Origin of the sequence: Meiothermus sp. (assembly GCF_026004075.1) — a bacterium.
GTDB lineage: Bacteria > Deinococcota > Deinococci > Deinococcales > Thermaceae > Meiothermus.
Genome location: NZ_BPIK01000002.1, coordinates 550,354 through 574,304 on the forward strand (window position 1 = coordinate 550,354; position 23,951 = coordinate 574,304).

Below are 23,951 nucleotides of genomic sequence, written 5' to 3' on the forward strand. Positions count from 1 at the left end.
GATGGCATCGAGCAGCTCACCCGCGGCGCCCGGCCAGGTTATCCAGCAGGGCCTGGGCCTCGCGCAGTCTGGCCTGTAGCTCTGCCAGCCGGGCCTCGAGGTCGGAGGATGGCGCCTTGCGCTCCTGCAGGCTCTTGCGCATCTCGTCCATGCTATTCACGATGATGCCCACCAGCAGGTTCAAAAACACCAGGGTGCCCAGCAGGACAAACGAGACCATATACACCACCGCGACCAGCGGCTGGGCCTGGGGCTGGACACACAGGGCCGGGTCGGGCAGCTCGAAGCGCTCGCAGCCAAAGTACTGGACGCGCAGCACATCCACCCAGCCTTCTAAGGTCAGGATGCTGAAGAGGGTGAGCAACGCGGTGTGCAGGTTGCCGAAGTGGAAGGGGTCGTTGGCCCCGAACAAAAACACCCCGGCCACTGCGTAGACGTAGAGCAAAAGCAGCATCAGCAGCAAGACGTAGCCGATGGAGGGGATGCTGCGCAATAGCGCGCCCAAAATAATTTGCAGGTCGGGGAGGGTGCGGACGAGGCGCAACACCCGCAGGAGCCGCAGCAGGCGGGCCGCCACCGCGTAGGCCCCCAGCCCCGGCAGCAGGCTCCCCACCACGATCAAAAAATCGAAGACGTTCCAGCCGTCGAGGAAATAGCGGAGCGGCCGGGGCCACAGCGCCCCCATGCGCAGCAGCACCTCGAGGGCAAAAATAGCCAGCACCAGGTTGTTGAGCAGGTGGAGGGCGGGGCCGTAGCGCGCCATGAGGGGCGGGTAGGTCTCGAGGCCCACCAGTATGGCAGCAAACACGATAACAGCGGTAACAAAGCGGTTGAAGGCGGCCGACGCCACCAGACGACCCAGGGGATTGGGTGTAGAGGCACTCACAGGCCCAAGTATAGGCTCTGGCAACCTCCTGGCCGGGCGTGCAGCCTCATAGACTGGAAAGGTGAACCGTTCACCATACGCTCATCGAGATGAGCCTCTGGGTGGTTGCCTGGTCAGTTGGCTGGGCAACAGCGGCTGTTGTGGTGCAGTTCCCTGCACTTTACAATAGCCTGGGAGTTGCTAGCCTACCTGGGGTTTTGCTGGTTCTGCCACTTTACACAATGATTTTGTTTCTGTCAGGGTGGCTGGGTGGGATTTTTCTTCAGTTCTTGCGTCGTTCGAGCAAGAGCAGCAATTCAATAAACGGACAGGAAGGCTTCACGGCGGAGGGTAGGCATGCTGGGGAAAAGTAAATCCAACCGTCATTTGGAAAAAAATCTAACCAGGATCCTGATATCACTTTTTGCACTGGTCATCGCTACGGTGAAAGGCGATGTGGTTATTAACTGGAATTCAGGCTTAGCCGTTGCAGTATGGGTCATAGTATTTTTCGCTTTAAGTCTGAACGCTGCACTCGCGGTGTTGGCTTTGCTCCGTGGTGCACGTCCAGATAGGCCCTCTGCATAGGAATAAGTCTGGGTAATACAAACATGTTCTCTAAGACGGTATCCCCTGTTTAAATCCAGAGCCGAGCGAGCTTTACGGAGAGGTGCTACAAGAAGTTTGCTTTGATGAAGTGGGCCTTATCCCTGGTAGACCACCTCGGTCTTCCACCGGCCCGCAGGCTGGGTGTGCAGCTCCCAGAACTTTTCGGCGATTAGGTCGGGGTCGAAAGGGGTGTTGCGCCGGATCGGGCCGGCGATGGTCACGGTAGCGGCATGGATGCCTTCGTGGTAGAGCTCTTTGCTCAGGGCGCCCACCAGGGCCCGCAGGGCGGCTTTGCCAATGGAGAGCGCGGCCTGGTCGGGCTGGGGGTTCAGGGCCAGGCCGCCCCCGGTAAAGAGCAGGGTGCCCTGGCGGCGCGAGAGCATGCCGGGGATGACCAGTTGGGCTGCCAGCAAAGCCCCGTAAAGGTTGACCTGGAGGGTTTGCTCGAGGGCCTCCCGGCTCAGCTCCGAGGCCCGGCTGCCCTGGGCGGCGTAGGCGTTGTACACCAATACCTCGATGGGGCCGAGCGCTTTTTCGGCCTCACGGACGGCGGAGATGAGCTGGGAGGTGCGGGCTACGTCGGCAGGAAAGGTTTGAACCGTGCAACCATCGAGTTCCAGCGCCCCTGCGTAGTTCTCCAGGCTGGCCACACTGCGGGCGATCAGGCCCAGCCGGTACCCCTCGCGGCCAAAGCGCCGGGCCACCGAGAGCCCAAGGCCCCGCCCCATTCCAACCACCAGGCAGACTTTAGGCTTCATATGGCGCATGGTAACATCAAGAATGCTGTTTATGGCCTTATGTAACGTGGGCCAGCTAGAACCGAAAGCGGGTTGAGTTATGTATAGAGTGGTGATTGTGGGCCGCCCCAACGTGGGTAAGTCGAGCCTGTTCAACAAGCTTTTGGGACTGCGTACCGCCCCGGAGAAAGCCGCCAAGGCCGGGAGCCAGTTCGCGGTGGTGGCCGATGTACCGGGGGTGACCCGCGACCTCAAAGAGGGCGTGGTGGAAAGCGAGCAGGGCCGCTTCAAGCTGGTGGATACCGGCGGCTTGTGGTCGGGGGATGTGTGGGAGAAGAAAATCAAGCAAAAAGTGGAGCGCGCCATCCAGGACGCCGACCTGGTGCTGTTTGCGGTGGATGGGCGCAGCGATATTGCTACTGCCGACCTCGAGGTCGCCGACTTTTTGCGCCGCCAGGGCAAGCCGGTGTTGCTGGTAGCCACAAAAATAGACGACCCTAAACACGAGGCCTACCTGGGGAATTTCTATGCCCTGGGTTTTGGCGAGCCCGTCCCCACCAGCGCGGCCCACAGCCGGGGCTTCGATGAGCTGCTGGAGCGTATCTGGGCCCTGCTGCCCATCCGCCAGGGGGAGAGCGAGCCCGAGGTCGTACCCATCCGGCTGGCCATCGTGGGCCGGCCCAATGCGGGCAAGTCCAGCCTGCTCAACGCCATCCTGGGCGAGGAACGGGTGATCGTCTCGGAGATACCCGGCACCACCCGCGACTCCATCGATGTGGAGTTCGACTACGGGGGTAGCCGGTTTTTGCTGGTCGACACCGCTGGTATCCGCAAGCGGCCCGAGACCGGGGTGGAGGAACAGGCCATCGTGCGGGCCCACCAGGCCATCCGCGACGCCGATGTGGTGCTGCTGGTGATAGACCCCAAGGAGCTGGGCGACCACGAGCTTAAGCTAGCCAACGAGGCCCTCGAGGCTGGCAAGCCGGTCATCCTGACCATCACCAAATGGGACCTGATCGAGACCAAGGAAGAGGCCAGGCGGGTGCGGGCCGACCTGGCCCTCAAACTCTCACACGTGCAGCACCTGCCCCTCCTGTATGTCTCCTCGGTGACCAGGCAGAACCTGCACAAGCTTCTTTCCGAGGCCGCCCGGCTCTATGAGCTGGCCCGGGTTCGCTTCGAGACCGCCGAACTCAACCGCTGGCTTTCGGTCTGGAGTACCCAGACCATGCTCCCCAACTTTAAGGGCAAACCCCTCAAGCTCTTCTTCCTCACCCAGCCCGAGGTGGCCCCCCCCACCTTCGTCTTCTTTTGCAACCACCCCGAGTTTGTCACGCGGGCTTTCGAGGGTTTTTTGCGCAACCGCATCGGCGAAGACCTGGGTTTGCGCGAGATTCCCTTCCGGATGGTCTTCCGTGGGCGTCGGGAGCAGCCAGGCAAAGGAGCAGGAGAGAGGGAGTAACGAGACGCGCCAGCGCTTGGGGCTCAGTTCCCCGCGCTGGCCAGGAGCCGCCCGTTTGCGTCTACGAACTCAACCCTGCTGAACCGCCCGGGCACCTCGAGCATCACGAAGGGGCTGGTCAGGGCCTGGGTCAGGATGGCCCCTGGCGCGGGGCTCACCAGGCGCAGGGTGACCCGCAGGGTACTGCCCGAAAGCTGGCTGCTCACGTACTGCACGCCATAGCCGCCGGTGGGCTTCTGGCCCCAGAAGAAGGCCACCACCCGGTTCTGGCTAAAATCTACCGATGGGGTGGTGGGCTGGGGAATCTGGTTGCCAGTGGCCAGCCGCCAGACGCTAAGGAGTTGCTCGGTGCTGCTAACCAGGAAAGCAGCGGGGGTTGGGGCGGTGTAGGCCGACTGGCTGCCTTGCCGCAGGACGCGGGGACTGGGACTGGGGTTAGGGGGCATAAAGACCAACTCCGTCTCGAGGCCGTACTGCACGGCCAGGGCCGCCACCCGGCTCTGGCTGGGGGCGGGGGTGTAGCGGTTGGGCTCGAGGGCCGGTTGAACCTCGTACAGCACCACCGGGCGGCCCCCGCGGCGGGCCAGGATTTCCCGCAGCACCACTGCGTTCTCGGCCGCGGACAGTTCTTCGAAACGGGGTATGCCGGGCCGGTTCTCTACGACCTGTGCGCTATCGCTGGCGAAGCTGCTCCCTAGCCTCGACCAGTCCCCATCGAACAACCAGGCGCTTTGCACATTGCGGCTGGCCCGCACCACAAACTGCGAGCCAAAGAAGGTGCGACTGGTCTGGGCTACACGCGGCTGCGCCGGCCCAATTTCGCGGTAGAGGGCCTCGCCATCCACCAGCAAGGCCTCCGGCACGGCCAGGGGGCTGCTGGAGGTGCCTCTGGTAAGGGCCAGCGTACGCCCACCAAGCTGCACCACCTGGGGCTCGCCGTAAAAGTACGTCCAGCGCTCGGTGTTCTCGGGGAATAGCACCTGAATTTCGGTGGCCCGGTAGGTAGGCTGACCCGGCTCGGGGATGCAGCCTGCCAGGGCCAAAAGGATAAGACCCAGCCAAGGTTTCATACCCCCATATTAGCGGCTTTGCGGATGTACCGGGTCTTGGGTGAACCTTTGCTCAACAAGAGGGGGGCTGGGTTGGATCGCCGTGAGAAGCTGATAAAAGTATCTTACCGCAAAGCCCTGGGGTCGAGGGCATCGCGCAGGCCGTCCCCGAGCAGGTTGAAGCCCAGGGCTACGAACATGATGGCCAGCCCTGGAAAGGTTGCTACGTGTGGGGCCGTGGCCAGGTATTCACGCCCCCGTGCCAGCATCAGCCCCCATTCCGGTTCGGGGGGACGCGCCCCCAGGCCCAGAAAGCCCAGTCCAGCGGCAAACAAAATGGCCACCGCCATCTGCAGGCTCGACTGCACGATGATGGGGGAGAGGGCGTTGGGCAGAATGTGCCGGAGCATGATGCGCAGATCGCGGCTACCCAGGGCGCGGCTGGCCTCCACAAACTCCCGGTCGCGCAAGGCCAGCACCGAGCCCCGCACCAGCCGGGCGTATACCGGAATAGCCGCGATACCCACCGCAATCATCACGTTGGTCAGGCCGGTGCCCAGAGTGGCCACCAGTACGATGGCCAGCAGGATGCCGGGAAAGGAGAGCATCACCTCTACAATGCGCTGGGTGATTAGGTCGAAGGTGCCGCCAAAGTAGCCGGAAAAAAGCCCCACCGGAACCCCTACCAAAAGACCAATGGTCACTGCGATAAGCCCGATGGAGAGCGAGATCCAGGCTCCATGGGCCAGCCGGCTCAGGATATCGCGGCCCTGTTCGTCGGCCCCCAGCAGATAAAACTTAACCGGGCCGTCCACCCCAAACAAGTGCAGGTCACTGCGCAGCAGGCCGCCCCACCAGACCCAGGGCTCACCGCGCACAAAGAACCGGATGGGATACAGCTCCTGCCCCACCTCGAGCTGGCCCAGTGGGGTACGGCTAACCTCGCGCACCCAGAGGCCGGGCTGGCCCTGGGGGCCCCTCAGCTCCACACGCATGGGGGGAACATAGGTGCCGCGCAGGTTTTGCTCAACCGGGCTATACGGTGAGATGAAAGGTGCGAAAGCTGCCACCAGCACGAAAACACCAATAAAAACAAACCCCGTGAGCGCCAAGGGGCTCCGAAACAAGCGCCGCCGCCAGCGGGGTAGCTCGCGCCTGGTCGGGGTGGAGGTATTCGCCACTGGTTTAGTCATAGCGGATCCTCGGGTCAATGGCGCCGTACAGCAGGTCTACTATCAGGTTAATCAGGATAAAGGCCACCGCAATCAGGAGCACAGCCCCCTGGACGACCGGGTAGTCTCGAGCCAGAATCGAACCCACCAGCAACTGTCCAATGCCCGGCCAGGCAAACACCGTTTCGGTAATAACCGCACCCTCCAGAAGTCCGCCAAACTGCAGGCCGGTAATGGTAACCACCGGAATCAGGGCGTTGCGCAGGGCGTGCTTGAAAATTACCACCCGACCCGCCACCCCTTTGGCCCGCGCCGTGCGGATGTAGTCCTGCGAGAGCACCTCCAGCATAGCGCTGCGGGTCATGCGGGCCAGAATGGCAGCGGTGCCGATGCCCAGGGTGATGGCGGGGAGGATCAGGTGGCGCAAAGTACCCGTACCGGCCACCGGAAACCAGCCGAGCTGCACCGAGAAGATCAGAATCGCCATCAGGCCAAACCAGAAGACCGGCATCGAGACCCCAATCAAGGCCCCCAGCATGGCGAGCAGATCGAAGATGGTGCCGGGGCGGATGGCGGCGATGATGCCCGCCGGTATGCCAATCAAAAGCGCAACCAGCATGGCCCCCAGGGTGAGCCGGAGGGTATTGGGGAAATACTGGCTTAGCTCGTAGGTCACGGGTTTTCGGGTGCGAACCGACTCGCCCAGATCACCTTGGAGCACATTGAGGGTGTAAAGCCCAAGCTGGGTGTACCAGGGCTGATCCAGACCAAAGCGCTGGCGGATGTCGGCCAGGGTCTCAGGGGTAGCGAACTCGCCAGCCAGGAGCTGGGCGGGGTCGCCGGGAGCCAGCCGCACCATCAGGAATACGGCCAGCAAAACCCCGAGCAAGGTGGGGATGACCGTTAGCAGGCGACGGAAAATATAAGTGGTCATGCGTAGATTTCACCAGACTTGAGGTGCGGGACTGGTTGACGTCGCTGGATATCCTACCCAAGGGCTGTTCGCCCTGCAAGAAGAATCCCGCCACAGCCCTTTGTGGCGGGGTAGGCTTGCATATCTTTCAGCGCTGGCTTGAAGTCCGGAAGCTGGCCTGGGTGGCAATAAGGCGCTCGATGGGGTGTACGATAAAACCTTGCACCTCGCGACGGATGGCCGTGACCTGCTGTTCAGAGTGCAGGAAGGCCCAGGGGGCATCGTTGTAGATGATCTGCATGGCTGTTCTGTAGAGCTGTTGCCGGGCCTGAGGGTTGGTGGCAACCCGGGCCTGCTCGAGGATGCGATCCAGGCGGGGGTTGGCGTAGAAACCCCGGTTAAAGCCGTTGGGGGCTTGTTGCGAGGAGTGGAAGAGGCCAAACAGGCCGTAGTCGGCATCGCCCGTTACCGTGCCCCAGCCCAGCATAGCCATCTGGAACTCGTTGCGGTCGCGCGGTTGGTTGCTGGCGGCCAGGTAGGCGCCCCACTCGAGGGTCTGGATCTGGGCCTGTACCCCCACGGCCCGGAGCTGGCTCTGCACCGCTTCAGCTACGCGGATGTCTTGCAGATAACGTCCGTTGGGGCTGTGTATGGTAAAGCGCAGGGGGTTTTGGGCATTGTAGCCGGCCTGGGCCAGCAGTTGCCGGGCCAGGTTGGGGTTGTACTCGTAGCTGCCAATCTTGGTGTATCCAAAGATACCGGGGCTGATGGGGGCGTCGGAGGGTCGGCCAAAGCCGCCCAGCACAAACTTCACAATCTCTTCCTTGTTGATGGCGTGGTTGATGGCTTTGCGCACCCGCACATCATCAAAGGGCTTTTTGGCCTGGTTGAAGTAGAAGAAGATGGTGCGCACGCTCGGGGTGTTGACCACCTCGATCTCGGGGCGGGCGCTCAGGCGCTGCACGTCCTGGGGTGGCACCCGCACGGCCACATGGGCCTGCCCGGTCTCGACCAGGGCCATCCGGGTGGTGGCCTCCGGTACGGCCAGGAAGCGCAGGCGCTCGATAGCCGGCTTTTTGCCCCAGTACTCCTCGTTGCGCACCAGCTCCACAAACTGACCCTTCTGCCAGCGGTCGAACTTGTAGGGGCCGGTGCCCACCGGGTTGTCGCGGTAGCCTGTGCCCAAGCGGCGGATGGCGGCTGGACTCTGAATGGCGGTGGAGCCATGCGAGAGGTGCGCCAGCACCGGGGCAAAGGGCTCGGGCATGCGCAGGCGCAGGGTGTGGCTGTCCACCACTTCGAAAGCGCTAACCCGACCGCGTAGCAAGAAGGCAAACGAGGAGGCCAGCTCGGGGGAGATCAGTCGCTCGAGGTTGAACTTTACGGCTTCGGCGTTGAAATCGGTGCCGTCGTGGAATTTGATGCCTTTGCGAAGGAACAGGGTTAGCGTTTTACGGTCGCTGCTAAAGCTATAGCGCTCGACCAGCAGGGGCACAATTTTGCCGTCGGGGGTGTACTCAAACAGGGTCTCCACCACATGGCTCACCACCGTGCCGGAAGGCGAGTCGGTGGCCAGGGGGGCATCCAGCGAGGTGGGGTCGGTGCCCTGGGCAATTATCAGGGTGCGGGTCTGGGCCAGGGCCCAGGATAACAAGAGAACCAACCCTAAGGTGAGCCAGAACCGGATTCGCATGTTCATTCCTCCTTTACAGTCGCTGCCTGCAACATCGGCCCACAGGACTCAGCAAGGTTCCAAAGAAAGGGAACTGTTCTGGCATCCGAGCTGCAGGTAAACGCTGCTTGTAAGACGAGGTTAGCATAAGGAAAAGAGGGGGCCCGATCTTGCAGCTTGGCTTACATTCTTAAGCCCAGCTCATCCATCCGGTCGAGGTGTTGCTACCATTTAGAGGAGGGGTTTTATGGGAGAACTACAGCAGATCGAGGCCGTGCCCATCCAACCCACTGAGCGCTACAGCGAGGCCGCCTTCTGGCGCAAGCTGCGCAGGTTTGCCCGCAAAGCAGGCCGCGAGGTGGTGGAAAAAGCGCTCTGGCTGTACTACACCCTAAAGCGCCCGGAGACCCCGGCCTGGGCCAAGCGCACCATTGTGGGGGCGCTGGCTTACTTCCTTCTGCCCTTCGATCTGGTGGCCGATCTGGCCCCGCTGGTGGGCTTTACCGACGATTTGAGCGTTCTGCTAGCGGCCATCGCTACGGTAGCCGCCCACATTACCCCTGCGATTAAGGAACAGGCCCGGCGCAAGGCGGATGAGTGGTTTGGCGAGCCGTCGCCCAGCTAGCCATAAGCCCCGGGCCAGGGGCCGGGGGTTTGGTCGGGGATCTCCATTAGCCTGGTCTCGGTTTTGTAGAGCTGCATCCCCCGGGCCTGGTAGTTGGCCAGGGCGGCTGGGCTATCGAGTGAGCAGGTATGCACCCAGACCCTTTGGGCCCCCAGCCGCCAGGCTTCCTCGAGCGCACAGGTTAGCAAGTGGCCCCCCAGCCCCATCCCGCTAAACTGCGGCAGCAAGCCAAAATAAACAATTTCTATGTTTCCCTCTGGCTGCACCTCGAGCTGAAAGTAACCCGCTGGCGTACCTTTTAGCAGCAGCACCCAGGTGTGCAGGTGGGGGTTCTGGGCGTACTCGAGCCACTGCTGATACGTCCAGTCGGCCTTTTCGTACCAGTACCAGTTGCCGCCCACGCTGCGGTAGAGGAAGTGCTGCAACTCGGCGCTGGGAATTTCGGCTTTGATAAGCTGCAACCCCTCTATCTCAAGGTGCTTAGGGCGTAGCTCATGGGGGGAGCGCATCTCGAGGTAGTAGGTGGTGACCTCCTTCTGCATGGGACTATTTTTGGGCCTCGAGCCGCTCGAGCAAGTCCTGCCGCACCGGGTGAAAGGCGTCGAACACCACGCTATCCTCGAGGAAGAGCACCTCGTGCTCCACGCTGGAGGGGATGTGCACCAGGTCGCCCGCGCCGAGCTCGAGCCACTCCTCCCCGACCCGCATCCGCAGCCGCCCCGAGACCACCAGGGTGATCTGTTCGTGGGGGTGGGTGTGAGCGGCCAGAGGTGAGCCTGCTTTCCCCTCGGCCCGCATGAGCATCAGTTGCTCACCAGCAAAGGGCCGTAGCACCGCGCCGGGCACCTCGAGGCCCTTCAGGTTGGCGGACTGGGCGTATTTGGTTTTCATGACCCGCTCCAGAAAACTAGTGCCCGCCCAGATAGGCTTCCTGAATCTCGGGCCGGGTCGCCAGCTCTTTAGCCGGGCCGCTCATGGTGAGTTGGCCGGTCTGTAGCACATAGCCCCGATGGGCAATTTGCAAGGCCAGGCGGGCGTTTTGTTCTACCAGCAGAATGGTTTTTCCCTGCTGATTGAGCTTCTGGATAATCTCGAAGATAAAATCCACCAGCACCGGGGCCAGGCCCATCGAGGGCTCGTCCATCAGCAGAAGCTTGGGGTCTTGCATCAAAGCACGGCCAATCGCCAGCATCTGCTGCTCGCCGCCCGAAAGCGTGCCCCCTTTCTGGTTGCGGCGCTCGGCCAGGCGGGGGAAGAGGGTAAAGGCCTGCTCCTTGCGCTCCTGCACCACTTTGGGGTCGCGGATGAGAAAGCCGCCCATCTCGAGGTTCTCCTCCACCGTCATGCGTGGGAAGATGCGCCGCCCCTCGGGTACGTGCCCAATGCCCAGCCCCACAATCTTATCGGCAGGCAGCTTGTGGATGGGGTTGCCCCGGTACACCACCTCGCCCTTGCGGGGCTTGTTCATCCCGCTGATGGTGCGCAGGGTGGTGCTCTTGCCCGCGCCGTTGGCGCCAATCAGGGTCACAATCTCGCCCTCCTCAACCGTGAGCGAGACGCCCTTAAGTGCGTGAATGTGGCCGTAGTAGGTGTGGATGTCCTTGACTTCAAGCAGAGGCATGGGTACCCCCTCCAGCCTGCCCGGCGGCGCCTTTGCCCAGATAGGCTTCAATCACCTTGGGGTTGTTGCGGATCTCAGCCGGCAGCCCCTCGGCAATCTTGGAGCCGTACTCGAGCACCGCAATCCGATCCGAGATGCTCATCACCATGGCCATATCGTGCTCGATCAGCACGATGGTCAGGCCCAGGTCGTCGCGCAGCTTGCGTACGCGCACCTTGAGGTCTTCGGTCTCTTGCTCGTTCATGCCGGCTGCCGGCTCGTCCAGAAACAGCAGCTTGGGTTCCAGGGCCAGGGCCCGGGCGATCTCGAGGCGACGCTGCTCCCCATACGAAAGCCCCGAGGCCAGCTCCTCGGCCCGCTTGTCCAGGTTCATGTAGGCCAGCAGCTCCATGGCCCGCTCTTTTGCCTTGCGCTCCGAGGTATGGAATCGCGGCGTATGCAACAGCACGTCCAGGTAGCTCTGATGGGTGAGGCTGTGGTGCCCTACCAGTACGTTTTCCAGTACGGTCATAGCCTTGAACAGCCGGATGTTCTGGAAGGTGCGACCAATGCCGGTGCGGGCTACCTTATCCGGGGAGTAGCCGGTAATGTCTTTGCCAAAGAACACCACCTTGCCGGTGTCGGGCTTGTAAATTCCGGTCAGTAGGTTGAAAAAGGTGGTCTTGCCAGCCCCGTTGGGGCCAATCACCGAGAAGATTTCTCTGGGGCGTACCTGTAGGCTTACGTCGTTGACCGCCACCAAGCCGCCAAACTTTTTGGTGGCGTTTTGTACGTCTAGGGCGAGTTCGCTCATTTGCCACCGCCTTCCTTGGCTTCCTGACGGGCTTCCTGTAGCTCGGCCCGGTGTCTTTGCTCGGGTATAAGCCCCTCGGGCCTGAAGATCATCATCAGAATCAGAATCAATCCGAAGACCAGGCGCTCATACTTAGCAGGGTTGAGCTGGGGTGGCAGGTTGGCCATGTTGTAGCCCAGAATGGTCACTCCAGTCTGCCGCCAGGTATTCAAGAGGTCGGAGAAATCCTTGAGGATACCGATGTTGAGCACCGTGACCGCTGCCGCGCCCACCACCGCCCCGCCAATAGAACCCATGCCGCCTAGAATCACGAAGGCCAGGATATTAATAGAGGCTTGCAGGGTAAAAGACTCAGGGCTCACGAAGGTTTGCTTAGCGGCGAACACTGCTCCCATAGCGCCGGAAAAAGCTGCGCCGGTAGCAAAAGCCAGGAGTTTGGTGGGCAGCAGTGGAATGCCCATGGCCTTGGCGGCAATCTCGTCTTCACGGATGGCTACCCAGGCCCGTCCGAAGCGGGAGTTAGCCAGCCGGATGTTGACGAGCACCACGATGCCGATCACCACCAGCACCAACAGATAGAAGAAGAACGAATAGGCGATGGGCTCGTCGATTGGGCGACCATACAGGCGCTCGGCCCCAATGGCCCGCAGGAACTCGGTGAGTGGGCCCACATCGGGGCGGTTGACCGGGGTGATGCCCTGGGGGCCGTTGGTGATGTTGAGGGGTTTGTCGAGGTTGTTGGCGAAGACCCGCACCACCTCGCCGAGGCCCAGGGTCACGATGGCCAGATAGTCGCCCCGCAGCCGCAGGGCTGGTAGGCCAATCAAGACCCCGGTAATGGCCGCCGTAATAACGGCCAGGGCCATGAACAGGTACAGGTAGTTGCCTGGTAAGCCCTCCGCAGGGTAACCGGGGATGAACTGGGCGGCTTGCGGCGAGCCGAAAATACCCCAGGTATAGGCCCCAATGGCGAAAAAAGCCGCAAAACCCAGATCCAATAGCCCAGCCTGCCCGACCACCACATTGAGACCCAGGGCCAGCGCCGCAAAAATCCCGATCTGGATGCCCAGCTCAAACAGGAAGGAGTTGGTAAGACCCGCAATGGGTACGGCAATAAACAGGATGGCCAGGGCCAAAGCAATGCGCACCAGCTTGCTCAGGTTGGGCAGCAAGAAGGCTGCCACCAGTACCCCCAACAGGCCATAAAAGGCCAGTTTGTCGTTGGGGTTAAGCCGTAGCAAGATGGTGAGCGCCAGGGCCAGCACGGCTAGGAGACCCGAGCGCCAGGCAGTAGGTAGCTTACCCAAACTGACCAAGCCCACCGATACCAGCAAGGCCAGGTTGGTCAGTCCGTTTTGTGGCGCTAAAAAGGCCCCGAGAATCGAAAGGGCCGTGAAGGCCAGGGTGAAAGGAAAGATGAACTGATTCATACCTTTTCACTCACATTCTGACCAAAGATGCCTTGCGGTCTGAAGAGCAAGAGTAGCACCAGGGTGAGAAAAGCGAACACATCCTTGTACTCCGTGCCAAAGTTGCCGTTGGTTAGGAAGGGGAGGTAGGTACCTGAGAGGGTCTCGAGCTGGCCCAGAATGAGCCCCCCGACCATGGCCCCCGGAATGTTCCCGATGCCCCCCAGCACCGCCGAAGTAAAGGCTTTGAGGCCTGGCAGCACCCCCGAGTAAGGGGTTACATTGGTGTAGAGCAGCCCGAACAACACCCCGGCCACCCCACCCAGCGAACCTCCAACCAGGAAGGTGCGCGAGATGATGGTGTCGGGGTTGATGCCCATCAGGGCGGCGGTTTGCATATCCTGTGAGACGGCCCGAATGGCCTTCCCGAGCTTGGTGCGATTCACCAGGTAGGTGAGCCCAATCAGCATCAGGATGGAAACCACAATAACGATAACGCCCTTGAACTGAATGGTGGTTTGTAGGGGCAGTTCAAACACCTGGTTGAGCACGTCGTAGGTGCGGTACTGCATATTGAACTCGTTGTGCCTTAGCGCAGCGTAGATACGGGTCAGGTCTTGCAACAAGAACGAGACCCCGATGGCGGTGATCATGGGCACCAGGATGTTTTTACTGCCCCGTTTGCGCAGAGGCCGGTATGCGAAACGCTCGACCAGCACAGCCACAATGCCCGAGCCTGCCGCGGCGAAGACCAGGGCTACCAGCAACAGCAACAAGGGATTGGCGATTACCGGCGCTTCGGGGTTGCCCCAGAAGCGGAAGACCTCGAGGCCGACCACCGCCCCAATCATGAACACTTCGGAGTGGGCAAAATTAATCAGCCCCAACACCCCATACACCATGGTGTACCCCAGGGCCACCATAGCGTACACAAACCCCAACAGCAAACCCTCGAGCAGGGTTTGCGGCAGGATGGCAAACAGATCTGCAACCGTCAAGTAAACCTCCTGGTCTTTAGGATTATACGAACGCACATATAGGGTTCATTTAGGGTATGCGTTCTTTTTCAGCGTTAACCTGCCAGAGTATATAGGCTGCACGCAAACCTGACAACAGTATGAAATGGCGTCTGCAAAAGGCAAACTGACCCAATGGTCAGTTTGATACCGCTTCCGCTTGAACGCTTCACCTTTGGGTGTCATCAAAGGTGAGGGGTTCAAGCCGATCGAAGGGAGTAGAAAAGCATTTCGGTAGTATCGTTTAGGCTTGCCGAAGTGAACGATACTGCCGGAATGCGTATGACGTAGACCAAATAGTAAGAAAGGCTCCCGCGTACGCGGGAGCCTCAGGCAAACGCAAAGCTTACTGGCGGGCAGCAGGGGGTGCGAACTGAATCACGCGCAGCACTTCGCCAGGATATTTGGCTTCCTTCATGCCAACAATGTAATAGTCAGAGAGCTTGCGGTCGCCCTTGCTGTCGAACTCGATACGGCCGGTCAGACCATCTAGCTTGACTTCACGTACGGCACGGGCCACTTGCTCGCGGGTGGGTTTACGGCCGTTGTTGGCTTTAATGGCGGCCTCGAGGGCAGTCAGGATCACGTTGGCGGCGTCATAGGCGTACACCGCATAGGCTTCAGGGTCTTTGCCGAACTTGGCTTTGTAGCGCTGTGCAAAAGCCGCGGCCTTGGGCAGGGTGCTGATGGGGCCGGCAGTGGTGGTAAAGATTACACCCTTGGAGGCCGAGCCAGCAATTTTGACCAGGTCGGAGGCATCCAGACCATCGCCGCCCATGAAGGTAGCGGTAATGCCGCGCTCACGCATCTGCTTGACCAGGACGCCGCCCTTGTCGTAGATGCCACCGTAGTAGACCAGGTCGGGGCGCTGGGCGCGCATCTGAAGGATAAGGGGTTGGAAGTTGGAGGCTTCCTCGGTACCTACCAGGGCAACCACATTGGCGCCCAGCTCTTTGGCGCGGGCCGCGAAGGCTTCAGCAAGGCCCTGGCCGTAGGGGGTTTTGTCGTGAATCACGAACAGCCGGTTGCGCTTGAGCACCTTAACGGCGTACTCAGCACCCACCGGGCCCTGTACATCGTCGCGACCGCAGATGCGGTTAACGCTCAGGTAGCCACGGTCGGTCACACGGGGGTTGGTGTTGGCCGGGGAGACCATGACCAGGTTGGTGTCTTTGTAGATCTCCGAAGCCGGGATAGCCACGCCCGAGTTGAGGTGGCCCACAATGCCCAGCAGATCGGGATCGTTGACGATACGACGGGCGACCGCTACGCCCACGTCCGGAGTAGCCTGGTCATCCTGGGGGCTGAACTGGAGCTGGAAGCCAAGCTGCTGGAAGCGGGCTTGAGCATCCTCGATGGCCATCTGAGCACCTTGCTGGATGGCGGTGCCCAGACCCGACTGGGGCCCGGACAGGGGTGAGACCGAAGCGATCTTGATCACGTTGGACTGGGCCGAGGCTACACCCAGAGCCAATGCGCCCAGTGCTAGAATTGCGAGCTTTTTCATGCCGATTCCTCCTAAAGAACCAAAAGTTTAGCCTTAGATGGCTGGCCTATTCTACCCAACCCATGCCGTGGTGTGTCAATCTGGGTGGTTTTATTGTTTTCCAGCCATTTTGAGCGTACACAATTTTAGTTAATCTTCAACCAGCGTTCCGGAGCTGCTAAGCTTCCTTATTGCAGATAGCTGCGCGGATATCCAGGCCACCAATCCGCCTTTTGATGGAGCGACATCGGCTGAAATTACGACGGCACAGAAGCCAGCTGGCCAGGCCGCATTGAAGGCTGGCTAGTACTCGGCCAGGTACTGGTCGAGCTCCCATTGATGAACGGCGATTCGGTAGGAGTTCCACTCTACCTGCTTGGCATGGAGGAAGTCTTTGTATATCTGTTCGCCTAATGCCGCCCGAATGACCCGGTTCTTTTGCAGGGCCTCGAGGGCCTCGTGCAGGGTTCCGGGCATCTCGCTTACGCGGTACTTGCGCCGGTCGCGCACCGAAAGCTCGTATACGTCGCGCTCAATGGGCGGTGGGGGGGTTAGGTTGCTCTCGATACCCTCGAGGCCCGCCCCCAGGATTACCGCCAGGGCCAGGTAGGGGTTGCAGGAGGGGTCGGGGAAGCGAAACTCGGCCCGGGTGCCTGTGCCGCGCCGCTTGGGCACCCGAATCATGGCGCTGCGGTGCGAGACCGACCAGGCCACACTGGTGGGGGCTTCGTAGCCAGGGGTCAGGCGCTTGTAGGAGTTGACCAGCGGGTTGGTGATGGCGGCCATGCCCTCGGCGTGCTCGAAGAGGCCGGCGATAAATTGCAGCGCAGTTTTGGAAAGCTGGTGGGGCCAGACCTCGAGCTTCCCCTTTGGCTCATAAAAGGCATTCTCGCCATTTTTGAAGAGCGACAGATGGAAATGCAAGCCCGAACCGTTAATGCCGGCAATGGGCTTGGGCATAAAGGTGGCATGCAGCCCATGGTTGATGGCAATTCGCTTGACCACAAATTTGAGGGTGGTTAGGTTGTCGGCCGCCTGCAGGGCATCGGTGTACTTGAGGTCTATCTCGTGCTGGCCGGGAGCGCCTTCGTGGTGGGCGGCCTCGAGCTGCAAACCCATCCGCACCAGCATGTCCACCATATCCCGGCGGGCCTCCTCGCCTTTGTCGGTGGGGGCCAGGTCGAAGTAACCGGCCCGGTCGTAGGTATGAATGGTGGGGCCACCCTCCGGGCTGCGGTTGAACAAAAAGAACTCCACCTCGCTACCCACATAAAGGTTGTCGAAGCCCTTTTTCTGGGCCCGCTCGATCTGCCGCTTGAGCGCCTGCCGGGGGTCGCCCTCAAAGGGTTTGCCATCGGGGTAGGCGATATCGCAGATGAGACGGGCCACCGCCCCTTTGGTGGTGGGCTCGAGGTCGCTGGGGTAGACCACAAAGGTGTTGTAGTCGGGCTTTAGCAACATGTCCGACTCTTCCACCTCGGTACGACCAAAGCCCTCAATGGAGGAGCCATCGAACATAATTTCGCCGTCCAGTGCTTTCTCGAACTGAGTAACCGGCAGCTCGACTACCTTGTTGATGCCCAGGATATCGGTGAACTGTAAACGCAGGAAGCGCACCTGGCGGTCTTTGAGCTCCTGCAATAGGTCTTGCTTGGTCCGTGCCATATATACAGCATACCGGTTGTGGCGACCGCCTTTGATACCGGTTCCGCCCGAACCTCTTACCTTTGGGTGTAATCAAAGGTGAGGGGTTCAAGCCGACCGAAGAAAGTAGGCGTACATTCCAACAGTTCGTTCAGGCTCTCAAAAGTGAGCGATATTGCCGGAATGCGTATGAGCGACTCGCCCGCACAAACGAACCCCATTGCATTAAGGAAATTTGCAACCCCTCTCAGTTATGGGGCGTACCCAGCCCCTATGATTGGGCCGTTTGTGGCGCACGAGCCACCCGGAGGAATCATGAAAAAAACTTTGCTAGCAGTCTTGGCTTCGTTGGGTATAGGAGGGGCCGCAATGGCCGACGGCTTTTCCATCACGGGAAACCTGCAATTCCTGCCCGAGTTTGGCTTGGTAGGCGGGCAGTTCACAACCCCTTACCGTAGCTACCGGGGTACTGCACTGAACTACACCTTCAACCTGACCGATAACATCGTGGCCGGAGCCAGCCTGCGCCCAGGTTTTTTTGCCGGACAGTTTGTGCTGGCCAGCCGGGCCGGGCTGGTGGGGGTTGCCAAGCTGAACGAGTCCAGTAGCGGCTATGTGGAAGGGGCCGTTCGTTTTGGCTCCAACCAGGTCATTCTGCCCGGCCCCTTTAGTTTCGACTTTGACGCAGGTGCGGAAATTTTTATTACCCAGCGCGTGGCCGATGCGGCGGTGCTGTATGGGGGGGCGGGCCTGGACGCCACCCTGGTGGTGGTGCCATCGGTATCGCTAAACGCTGCAGCCAACGCCTATGCCGGTTTGAAGCTGGAACTCACCCGCGACCTCAATGCCTACCTGGAGGGCGGCCTTCGCTACCCCTTTGGCCTGAGCCTGGGCTACGATGTGACCGCTTCGCTGTACTACACCGTTTTGCGTGGGCTGCGGCTGGGGGTCTATGGGGGCTACGCCAACGCCAGTGGCGCGGCGGGTGCCTGGAAGCTGGGCATTGCGGGTGAGTGGACAGAAAAACCCGAGACCCTGGGTACGCCCGGTAACTACCTGCCCTGAGCTTGGATGAAGCAAGTTTGCCTCCCTTACGGGAGGCTTTTTTTAGCGCTGGGTCATTCGATAGATCGTACCGCGGTGATCTATCACATACAGCTCACCCTCAGCATCTTCGCCAAAAGAACTGATGTTTAGATCGGTTTTAAGCACCTCCCGGCTCTGCCAGCCGCTGCCCTGAGGGGTAGCAGCCCAGATGCGACCGCTTACGTAGTCGGCATAAAAGTAAGCCCCACGAAAGGCTGGCATGGCGTTGCCGCGGTAGCGGTAGCCCCCGGTGATGGAGCGGCCCTGGTCGTGGGTGTAGGTCAGCACGGGCATTACCAGACCGTTGCGGTCGCAGTTTTGTGGGGGGTTGAAGCACCGATTCCCCTCCATAATGCGCCAGCCATAGTTCTCACCGCCTTTGCTGTTAGCAGGTTGAAAGTGTACCTCCTCCACGGCGTTTTGTCCGACATCTGCGACCCACAGGTCGCCGGTCTGACGATCGAAGCTGAACCGCCAGGGGTTGCGCCAACCATACGACCAGATCTCGCTGCGACGACCGGCCAGAACAGGGTTGTCAGCGGGGATAGCATAAGGCCGGTTGCCCTCGCTACGGTTCACATCTATGCGCAGGATCTTACCCAGCAGAGTGTCGAGCCGCTGGCCGGCGTTGAGGGGGTCGCCGGCCGCGCCCCCATCGCCCATACCGATGTACAGCATGCCGTCCGGGCCAAAAGCGATCATGCCGCCGTTGTGGTTGGCATAGGGCTGCTCGATGGTGAGCAGGATCTGGGCTGATCCTGTCTCGGTGCGGTTGCCGTTTGCGCGGTAGCGGGCAATTACGGTATCGCCGTTGCGGTTGGTGTAGTTGATAAAGAACAAATTGTTCTGGCGAAAATTGGGATGGAAGGCCAGTCCCAAGAGACCCCGTTCACCGCAACAGGAAACCAGGTTGCTTATGTCTAAGAATGGCTCTGCAAGCAGCCGCCCGTTTTGCCAGATGCGGATGGTACCGCCTTGCTCGAGGATAAAAAGCCGCCCGGTATTGTCTGGGGAATAGGTGAGGAACAGCGGGCGGCTCAGGTTGTTGGCGATTGGAACCAGGTTAATAGATTGCGCGGAAGCCAGGCCGAACCACACCAGAGCAAAGCAAACAATCTGTCGCATAAACGCAGTGTAGCCAGGCTTTTTCTGAGGTCGGTGTGTGCAGGCTACAGGTTGACTCGCCAGGTTTGGTGCGGGGTCTGTTTTAGGGCCGATCCTCCAGCCGCCAGACCTGTCCCCCGAAAAGACTCATAACATATAGCTCCCCCTGCTCGTCTTCGCCGAAGGAAGCCAAGCCACCTCCGGCCGAGGTAATCTCGGTTTTGCGCTCCCAGGCCCCATTGACCTGGTACAGGCTCCAGAGATGGCCCGAGCCAAAGTCGGTAAAAAAATAGCGGCCTCGCATCCGGGGATAGCGTGTGCCACGGTAAACGTAACCGCCAGTCACCGAGTAGCCATCACTGCGCCCATAGACGTGCACGGGCTGGGTTAGGTTACTGCTGCCACAACCAGGGGCTATGCTGTTGTCGTAACAGTTGGTGCCTTCCATGATTTTCCAGCCGTAGTTGAGCCCCTTGCCGCCGCCCACGCCCCGGTTGACTTCTTCCTGGTTGTTCTGACCCACATCGCCGATCCAGAGATCGCCGGTCTGCCGGTCGAAGCTGGCCCGCCAGGGGTTGCGCAGTCCGTAGGCCCAGATTTCCGAAACCCGCCCGCCCAGGCTGGGGTTATCGGGGGGAATGCGATAGTTACGGCCCAGCTCGCTGCCATTAATGTCAATGCGCAAGACTTTGCCCAGCAGATGTCGATTTCCGCTCTGGGGCTCGAGGCGCTGGGCGTAGTTTTGCGGGTCACCACCTGAGCCCCCATCCCCCAGTGGAATGTAGAGCATTCCGTCGGGGCCAAAACCCAGCCAGCCAGCGTTGTGGTTGTCGTAGGGCTGGTCTACTGATAGCACCACCTGCTCAGAACTGGGGTCGACCATTTTGCTGCTGCGGTTGGCTGTGTAGCGGGCAATGACGGTATCGCCGGCGCTGTTGGTGTAGTTGACATAGATGAAGCCGTTGTTGCGGTAGTTGGGATGAAAAGCCAGGCCCAGCAAGCCCTGTTCGCCGCCTTTGGAGGTCTTTGCGGTGATGTCGAGGAAAGCTTGGGTGCGCAGGGCCCCGTTTTCGATGAGCCGAATACGCCCGGCTTTTTCCACTACATACAGGTTTCCGCTACCGTCGCCAGCATGGGTCAGATAAAGCGGCTGGCTCAGGCCGGAAGAGACGAGCAAGCTCAGGTGAAGCGACGGTTCACCTGAAGTGGGCGGGTCGGATGGATCGGGGGATAATCCTAGACAACCCGTACATACCGCCACCAAACTGGTTAGCCAATAGCGCATAAAAACCTCCCTCGAGCCCAAATACAACCAACGTAGGGTCGTGTCAAGATTTATGTGTAGCAGTCTGTGTAGAGGGGAAGTACCGCTCCTTCAGCATCTGTTCTAGCATCTCCTTTGCCTCGGCAAAGCCTCTGAGTGTACGCTCTGTCCATTTGCCCTCCTGCCTTTCGCTCTCCAGATACAGCACTTTGAACACCGCCTCCGTTGTAGGAAACTTGTGATCCCGTACCTTGGTACTGCGTCTTATCTCCCGGATAAACCGTTCCATCGGATTGGTGCTCCGAAGGTAGGGCCACAGCACCTTGGGATAGCCATAGAACCGCAGCAGCGCCGCGGAGTCCTCCCACCAACCGCTCACCAGCCGCGGGTACCTCGACCCCCAGGTTCGCCGCAGCCGCTCCAGGCCTTCCAGGGCTTCCTGTCGGCTTTCCGCCCGGTACACCCCGCGTAGATGCTCGGCCACCGCCCCCCGATCCCGTGCACGCACCTGTGCCAGGCTGGAGCGCACCATGTGCACCACGCAGCGCTGCCATTCGGCGCCGGGGTAGACCCTTTGGATGGCCGCCTCCATGCCGGGAAGGCCATCGGTCACGAAGAGCAAGACCCGCCGTAGGCCCCTTTGCCACAAGCCCTTCAACACCTCCTCCCAGGCCAGAGCGCTCTCTGCGGGCAGGAGCCAGAAGCCCAGCACCTGCCGCTCCCCGCTGGGGGTGATGCCCAGCGCCACATACACCGCCTCTTGCTGAACCCCCAGGTCGTCCCGCATGACCCTCAGAAACAGACCGTCCAGGTAGACCACGGCCAGTTCCTCCGGCAAAGGCCGCTGGCGGTACTGCTCCGCCGCCCGCAAGACCTGGTCGGTCAGGCTGCTAAGGGTCTCGTGGGTATAGCGGTGCCCCAGCAACAGGCTCAGCACCTCCGCCGCTTTGCGCTGCGTCACCCCGGCGGCATACAGGGCCACGGCCACCTCCCCCACGTCCACCAGGCGCCGGGCATAAGGTTCCAGGAAGCTGGGATAGTAGCACCCCTCGCGATCCCTGGGCATCTGGAGGTTCACTGAACCAAAGCGGGTCGAAAGCCGCCTGGGGTAGTAGCCGTTTTTGCGTCCTCCGTGTTCCCGCAAGAAGGCCTCCCGGTCGGCGTCCAGCAGAATCTGCAAGACCTCGGTGGCTGTTTCCCTTACCGCTTCGCGCAAAATCATCTGTAGGGTATCCTGATCCATGGGGTACCTCCTTGTTGATTGCGGTACCCCCTCTTTTTACACAAACCCCTACACATAATTCCTTACACGACCCAACGTAGTGAACCGTTCTGAGGAGTGGCTGAAAATTGCCTCAACTTTTGCGGTGTATACGAGGGCAAAATGCACTGAAATGATGTTGACCTGGTGGCGGTATAGAATAGCCTTGCAATATTAGCGAGGAGGAACTATGCGCCGTAGAGAAGTACTCAAAGCGGGTTTGGTGAGTGGAGCCGCGCTGGCTGGCCTGACACGGGCCCAGGGGGGCAGCTTCACCATGACCATCGTTCACATCAACGATACCCACGCCCACCTCGAGCCCACCGGCGGCCTTACCCTGGGGGGTCAGCGAGACCAGCGCCTGGGTGGTTTTGCTCGGGTGATTTCGCTGTTTGACCGCTTACGTGCAACTGCGACCAACCCCCTGTTTTTGCACGCGGGTGATGTATTCCAGGGAACCCTCTATTTCAACCAGTACCAGGGGTTGGCCGACCGGCACTTTCTACATCGCATGGGTATCCGGGCCATGGCACCTGGCAACCACGAGTACAACCTGGGGCCCGATGGACTGGCTAACTTTTTGAACGGGGTGCGTTTCCCGGTGGTCTCGGCCAATACCGATGTCTCGAGGGAGCCCAAGCTGGCCGGACGCATCAAGCCCTATGCGGTGGTGAGCGTGGGAGGGCAGCGGGTAGGCATCATTGGCCTGACAACCCCCGACACCCCCATTATGTCCAGCCCTGGCCCCAACGTTCGTTTTACCGACCCGGTTCCGGCTACCCAGCAGGCTGTGGTGGAGTTGTTAGCCAGGGGCGTGAAGTACATCGTGGTACTCTCCCACCTGGGCTACTTGCAAGACCAGGAACTGGCCCGCAAGGTGACGGGTGTTCAGGTAATTGTGGGCGGTCACAGCCATACCCTGCTGGGCCAGACCCCCTTCCCCGAGCTACGCCCTGGTGGGGCTTACCCTACCATCGTGAAAAACCCCGAAAACAAAGATGTGCTGGTGGTGCAGGCCTGGGAATGGGCCAAGGTGGTAGGCCGCCTGCAGGTTACCTTTGATGAGCGGGGTGAATTGGTGGCTCACCAAGGCCAGGTTATCCCCATGACCGCCAATCTGCCGGAGGATCGTTTCGCTCTCGACGCCATTTCTGCCTACGGGTTGCCCATTGCAGCACTGCGGGCCCAGGTGATTTCCAGGGCTGCTGTTGCGCTCAACGGCGAGCGCAACGACGTACGCCGCCGCGAGACCAACCTAGCTAACCTGATTGCCGATGCCATGCTGTGGAAAACCCGTCAGGCTGGTACTACCATTGCGCTGCAGAATGGTGGGGGCATACGTGCAACCATCCCGGTGGGGAACATTACGGTTGGGCAGGTCAACGAGGTATTGCCCTTCGGCAATACCTTGGTGGTGCTCGAGCTCAAGGGCAGCGAAGTTCTGGCTGCGCTAGAAAACGGCGTTTCCCAGTGGGAGCAGATCGCAGGCCGCTTCTTGTCGGGGGTGGCCGGCATTCGCTACACCTTCGACCTTTCCCGTCCGGCAGGTAGCCGGGTAACCCAGGTTCAGGTGCAGACCCCTACAGGTTTCCAGCCGCTCGACCCCAACGCCACCTACCGGGTTGTCACCAACAACTTTATCGCCAGCGGTGGGGATGGCTTTACCGTCTTGCGGGACGCCAAAGGCTTCCGGGTGGATACTGGTTTTGGCGATGCCGAGGTGCTCATCGAGTACCTGCGCACCCAGCCTTCCTGGGAGCCGCGCCTAGAAAATCGCATTACCATTCTCAATGAGCCCCGCAGTCAGCGTTGGGAGGGCCCCTTTTACGTGGACAGCTTTTTGCGGGTAAAGGTGTAGACCCGAGATGGGGTGGCTGGGTGGTCAGTCGCTATAAGACTGGCCACCCAAGTCAATTAAACAATCCCCATTTGGTAACGAGTGAAACTTGTACACCTGGTACACCCAAGGGGTGGTATCGCCCTCCGCTAGGCGGGTAACTTTGGCCGGGTTGGTTTGCCGCCGAGCTAACCGAATCTGGTATTGGACTCGGGTATATAACTTTCGGTTTTTGTCCGCTTGAATCCGGCACGAGGGCCTATTTCGCCACTTTTGCCGCGCGTCAAGCGAGGTCTGTGATACATAAACTTTTTTGCAACCGATTC

Annotated in this window: 22 protein-coding genes; 5 read left to right on the forward strand and 17 right to left on the reverse strand. The window is 60.5% G+C overall.

The window, feature by feature from the left end; all coding sequences use genetic code 11:
- Positions 1 to 16: 16 nt before the first annotated feature.
- On the reverse strand, positions 17 to 886 hold the full coding sequence (locus Q0X18_RS15110; protein ID WP_297563779.1) for an ion transporter: 870 nt from the start codon (positions 884 to 886) through the stop codon (positions 17 to 19).
- Positions 887 to 1,222: 336 nt separating this feature from the next.
- Between Q0X18_RS15110 and Q0X18_RS15115 the strand changes: the two genes are divergently transcribed.
- Complete coding sequence (locus Q0X18_RS15115) at positions 1,223 to 1,453, forward strand: hypothetical protein (RefSeq protein WP_297563780.1); 231 nt, start codon at positions 1,223 to 1,225, stop codon at positions 1,451 to 1,453.
- 116 nt (positions 1,454 to 1,569) lie between these two features.
- On the opposite strand, the gene Q0X18_RS15120 is transcribed toward Q0X18_RS15115, so the two are convergent.
- Entirely contained in the window at positions 1,570 to 2,232 is a 663-nt protein-coding gene (locus Q0X18_RS15120) for an SDR family NAD(P)-dependent oxidoreductase (RefSeq protein ID WP_297563782.1), read from the reverse strand.
- 79 nt (positions 2,233 to 2,311) lie between these two features.
- Here Q0X18_RS15120 and der point away from each other — a divergent pair, with 79 nt between their 5' ends.
- The gene (gene der, locus Q0X18_RS15125; protein WP_297563784.1) at positions 2,312 to 3,673 is read left to right on the forward strand and encodes a ribosome biogenesis GTPase Der; all 1,362 of its coding nucleotides are present in this window, start codon (positions 2,312 to 2,314) and stop codon (positions 3,671 to 3,673) included.
- Between the two features lie 23 nt (positions 3,674 to 3,696).
- Here der and Q0X18_RS15130 read toward each other — a convergent pair whose 3' ends face one another.
- The 4 genes from Q0X18_RS15130 to Q0X18_RS15145 form a co-directional block, all read right to left on the reverse strand.
- Positions 3,697 to 4,743: a protease complex subunit PrcB family protein gene (locus Q0X18_RS15130; RefSeq protein WP_297563785.1), complete on the reverse strand. Its 1,047-nt coding sequence runs from the start codon at positions 4,741 to 4,743 to the stop codon at positions 3,697 to 3,699.
- A 104-nt stretch (positions 4,744 to 4,847) separates the two neighbouring features.
- Positions 4,848 to 5,915, reverse strand: coding sequence for an ABC transporter permease (locus Q0X18_RS15135; protein WP_297563787.1), 1,068 nt, complete (start codon positions 5,913 to 5,915; stop codon positions 4,848 to 4,850).
- On the reverse strand, positions 5,908 to 6,828 hold the full coding sequence (gene nikB / locus Q0X18_RS15140) for a nickel ABC transporter permease (protein ID WP_297563788.1): 921 nt from the start codon (positions 6,826 to 6,828) through the stop codon (positions 5,908 to 5,910). The genes Q0X18_RS15135 and nikB overlap by 8 nt, the downstream gene beginning before the upstream one ends.
- A 127-nt stretch (positions 6,829 to 6,955) precedes the next feature.
- Entirely contained in the window at positions 6,956 to 8,506 is a 1,551-nt protein-coding gene (locus tag Q0X18_RS15145; RefSeq protein WP_297563789.1) for a glutathione ABC transporter substrate-binding protein, read from the reverse strand.
- Between the two features lie 220 nt (positions 8,507 to 8,726).
- On the opposite strand from Q0X18_RS15145, the gene Q0X18_RS15150 reads away from it, so the two are divergent.
- On the forward strand, positions 8,727 to 9,104 hold the full coding sequence (locus Q0X18_RS15150) for a YkvA family protein (protein ID WP_297563790.1): 378 nt from the start codon (positions 8,727 to 8,729) through the stop codon (positions 9,102 to 9,104).
- On the opposite strand, the gene Q0X18_RS15155 is transcribed toward Q0X18_RS15150, so the two are convergent.
- The 8 genes from Q0X18_RS15155 to Q0X18_RS15190 all read right to left on the reverse strand — a co-directional run bounded on the left by Q0X18_RS15155 (position 9,101) and on the right by Q0X18_RS15190 (position 17,094).
- Positions 9,101 to 9,646 carry a GNAT family N-acetyltransferase gene (locus Q0X18_RS15155; RefSeq protein ID WP_297563791.1) on the reverse strand — a complete coding sequence of 182 codons (546 nt, stop codon included), beginning with the start codon at positions 9,644 to 9,646 and terminating at the stop codon, positions 9,101 to 9,103. The genes Q0X18_RS15150 and Q0X18_RS15155 overlap by 4 nt on opposite strands.
- Before the next feature lie 4 nt (positions 9,647 to 9,650).
- Entirely contained in the window at positions 9,651 to 9,995 is a 345-nt protein-coding gene (locus tag Q0X18_RS15160; protein ID WP_297563793.1) for a cupin domain-containing protein, read from the reverse strand.
- A gap of 16 nt (positions 9,996 to 10,011) precedes the next feature.
- Positions 10,012 to 10,725: an ABC transporter ATP-binding protein gene (locus tag Q0X18_RS15165; RefSeq protein ID WP_297563794.1), complete on the reverse strand. Its 714-nt coding sequence runs from the start codon at positions 10,723 to 10,725 to the stop codon at positions 10,012 to 10,014.
- A complete protein-coding gene (locus Q0X18_RS15170; protein ID WP_297563796.1) occupies positions 10,712 to 11,518 on the reverse strand; it encodes an ABC transporter ATP-binding protein in 807 nt (268 codons plus the stop codon). Before Q0X18_RS15170 ends, Q0X18_RS15165 begins: the two co-directional genes overlap by 14 nt.
- Positions 11,515 to 12,948: a branched-chain amino acid ABC transporter permease gene (locus tag Q0X18_RS15175; RefSeq protein WP_297563798.1), complete on the reverse strand. Its 1,434-nt coding sequence runs from the start codon at positions 12,946 to 12,948 to the stop codon at positions 11,515 to 11,517. The genes Q0X18_RS15170 and Q0X18_RS15175 overlap by 4 nt, the downstream gene beginning before the upstream one ends.
- Positions 12,945 to 13,925 (reverse strand): branched-chain amino acid ABC transporter permease, encoded by a 981-nt coding sequence (locus tag Q0X18_RS15180; RefSeq protein ID WP_297563799.1) that lies wholly within the window; start codon positions 13,923 to 13,925, stop codon positions 12,945 to 12,947. Before Q0X18_RS15180 ends, Q0X18_RS15175 begins: the two co-directional genes overlap by 4 nt.
- 364 nt (positions 13,926 to 14,289) lie before the next feature.
- Entirely contained in the window at positions 14,290 to 15,450 is a 1,161-nt protein-coding gene (locus tag Q0X18_RS15185) for a branched-chain amino acid ABC transporter substrate-binding protein (RefSeq protein ID WP_297563801.1), read from the reverse strand.
- Positions 15,451 to 15,732: 282 nt separating this feature from the next.
- A complete protein-coding gene (locus Q0X18_RS15190) occupies positions 15,733 to 17,094 on the reverse strand; it encodes a glutamine synthetase family protein (RefSeq protein WP_297563803.1) in 1,362 nt (453 codons plus the stop codon).
- Between the two features lie 294 nt (positions 17,095 to 17,388).
- Here Q0X18_RS15190 and Q0X18_RS15195 point away from each other — a divergent pair, with 294 nt between their 5' ends.
- On the forward strand, positions 17,389 to 18,138 hold the full coding sequence (locus tag Q0X18_RS15195) for a hypothetical protein (protein ID WP_297563804.1): 750 nt from the start codon (positions 17,389 to 17,391) through the stop codon (positions 18,136 to 18,138).
- A gap of 42 nt (positions 18,139 to 18,180) precedes the next feature.
- On the opposite strand, the gene Q0X18_RS15200 is transcribed toward Q0X18_RS15195, so the two are convergent.
- The 3 genes from Q0X18_RS15200 to Q0X18_RS15210 all read right to left on the reverse strand — a co-directional run bounded on the left by Q0X18_RS15200 (position 18,181) and on the right by Q0X18_RS15210 (position 21,770).
- Positions 18,181 to 19,284, reverse strand: a complete 1,104-nt coding sequence (locus Q0X18_RS15200) for a sorbosone dehydrogenase family protein (RefSeq protein WP_297563805.1) — start codon at positions 19,282 to 19,284, stop codon at positions 18,181 to 18,183.
- Between the two features lie 82 nt (positions 19,285 to 19,366).
- Positions 19,367 to 20,548, reverse strand: a complete 1,182-nt coding sequence (locus tag Q0X18_RS15205; RefSeq protein ID WP_297563806.1) for a sorbosone dehydrogenase family protein — start codon at positions 20,546 to 20,548, stop codon at positions 19,367 to 19,369.
- A gap of 43 nt (positions 20,549 to 20,591) precedes the next feature.
- Complete coding sequence (locus tag Q0X18_RS15210) at positions 20,592 to 21,770, reverse strand: IS256 family transposase (RefSeq protein ID WP_297559156.1); 1,179 nt, start codon at positions 21,768 to 21,770, stop codon at positions 20,592 to 20,594.
- A gap of 208 nt (positions 21,771 to 21,978) precedes the next feature.
- Here Q0X18_RS15210 and Q0X18_RS15215 point away from each other — a divergent pair, with 208 nt between their 5' ends.
- Positions 21,979 to 23,646, forward strand: coding sequence for a bifunctional UDP-sugar hydrolase/5'-nucleotidase (locus Q0X18_RS15215; RefSeq protein ID WP_297563807.1), 1,668 nt, complete (start codon positions 21,979 to 21,981; stop codon positions 23,644 to 23,646).
- Positions 23,647 to 23,951 lie beyond the last annotated feature (305 nt).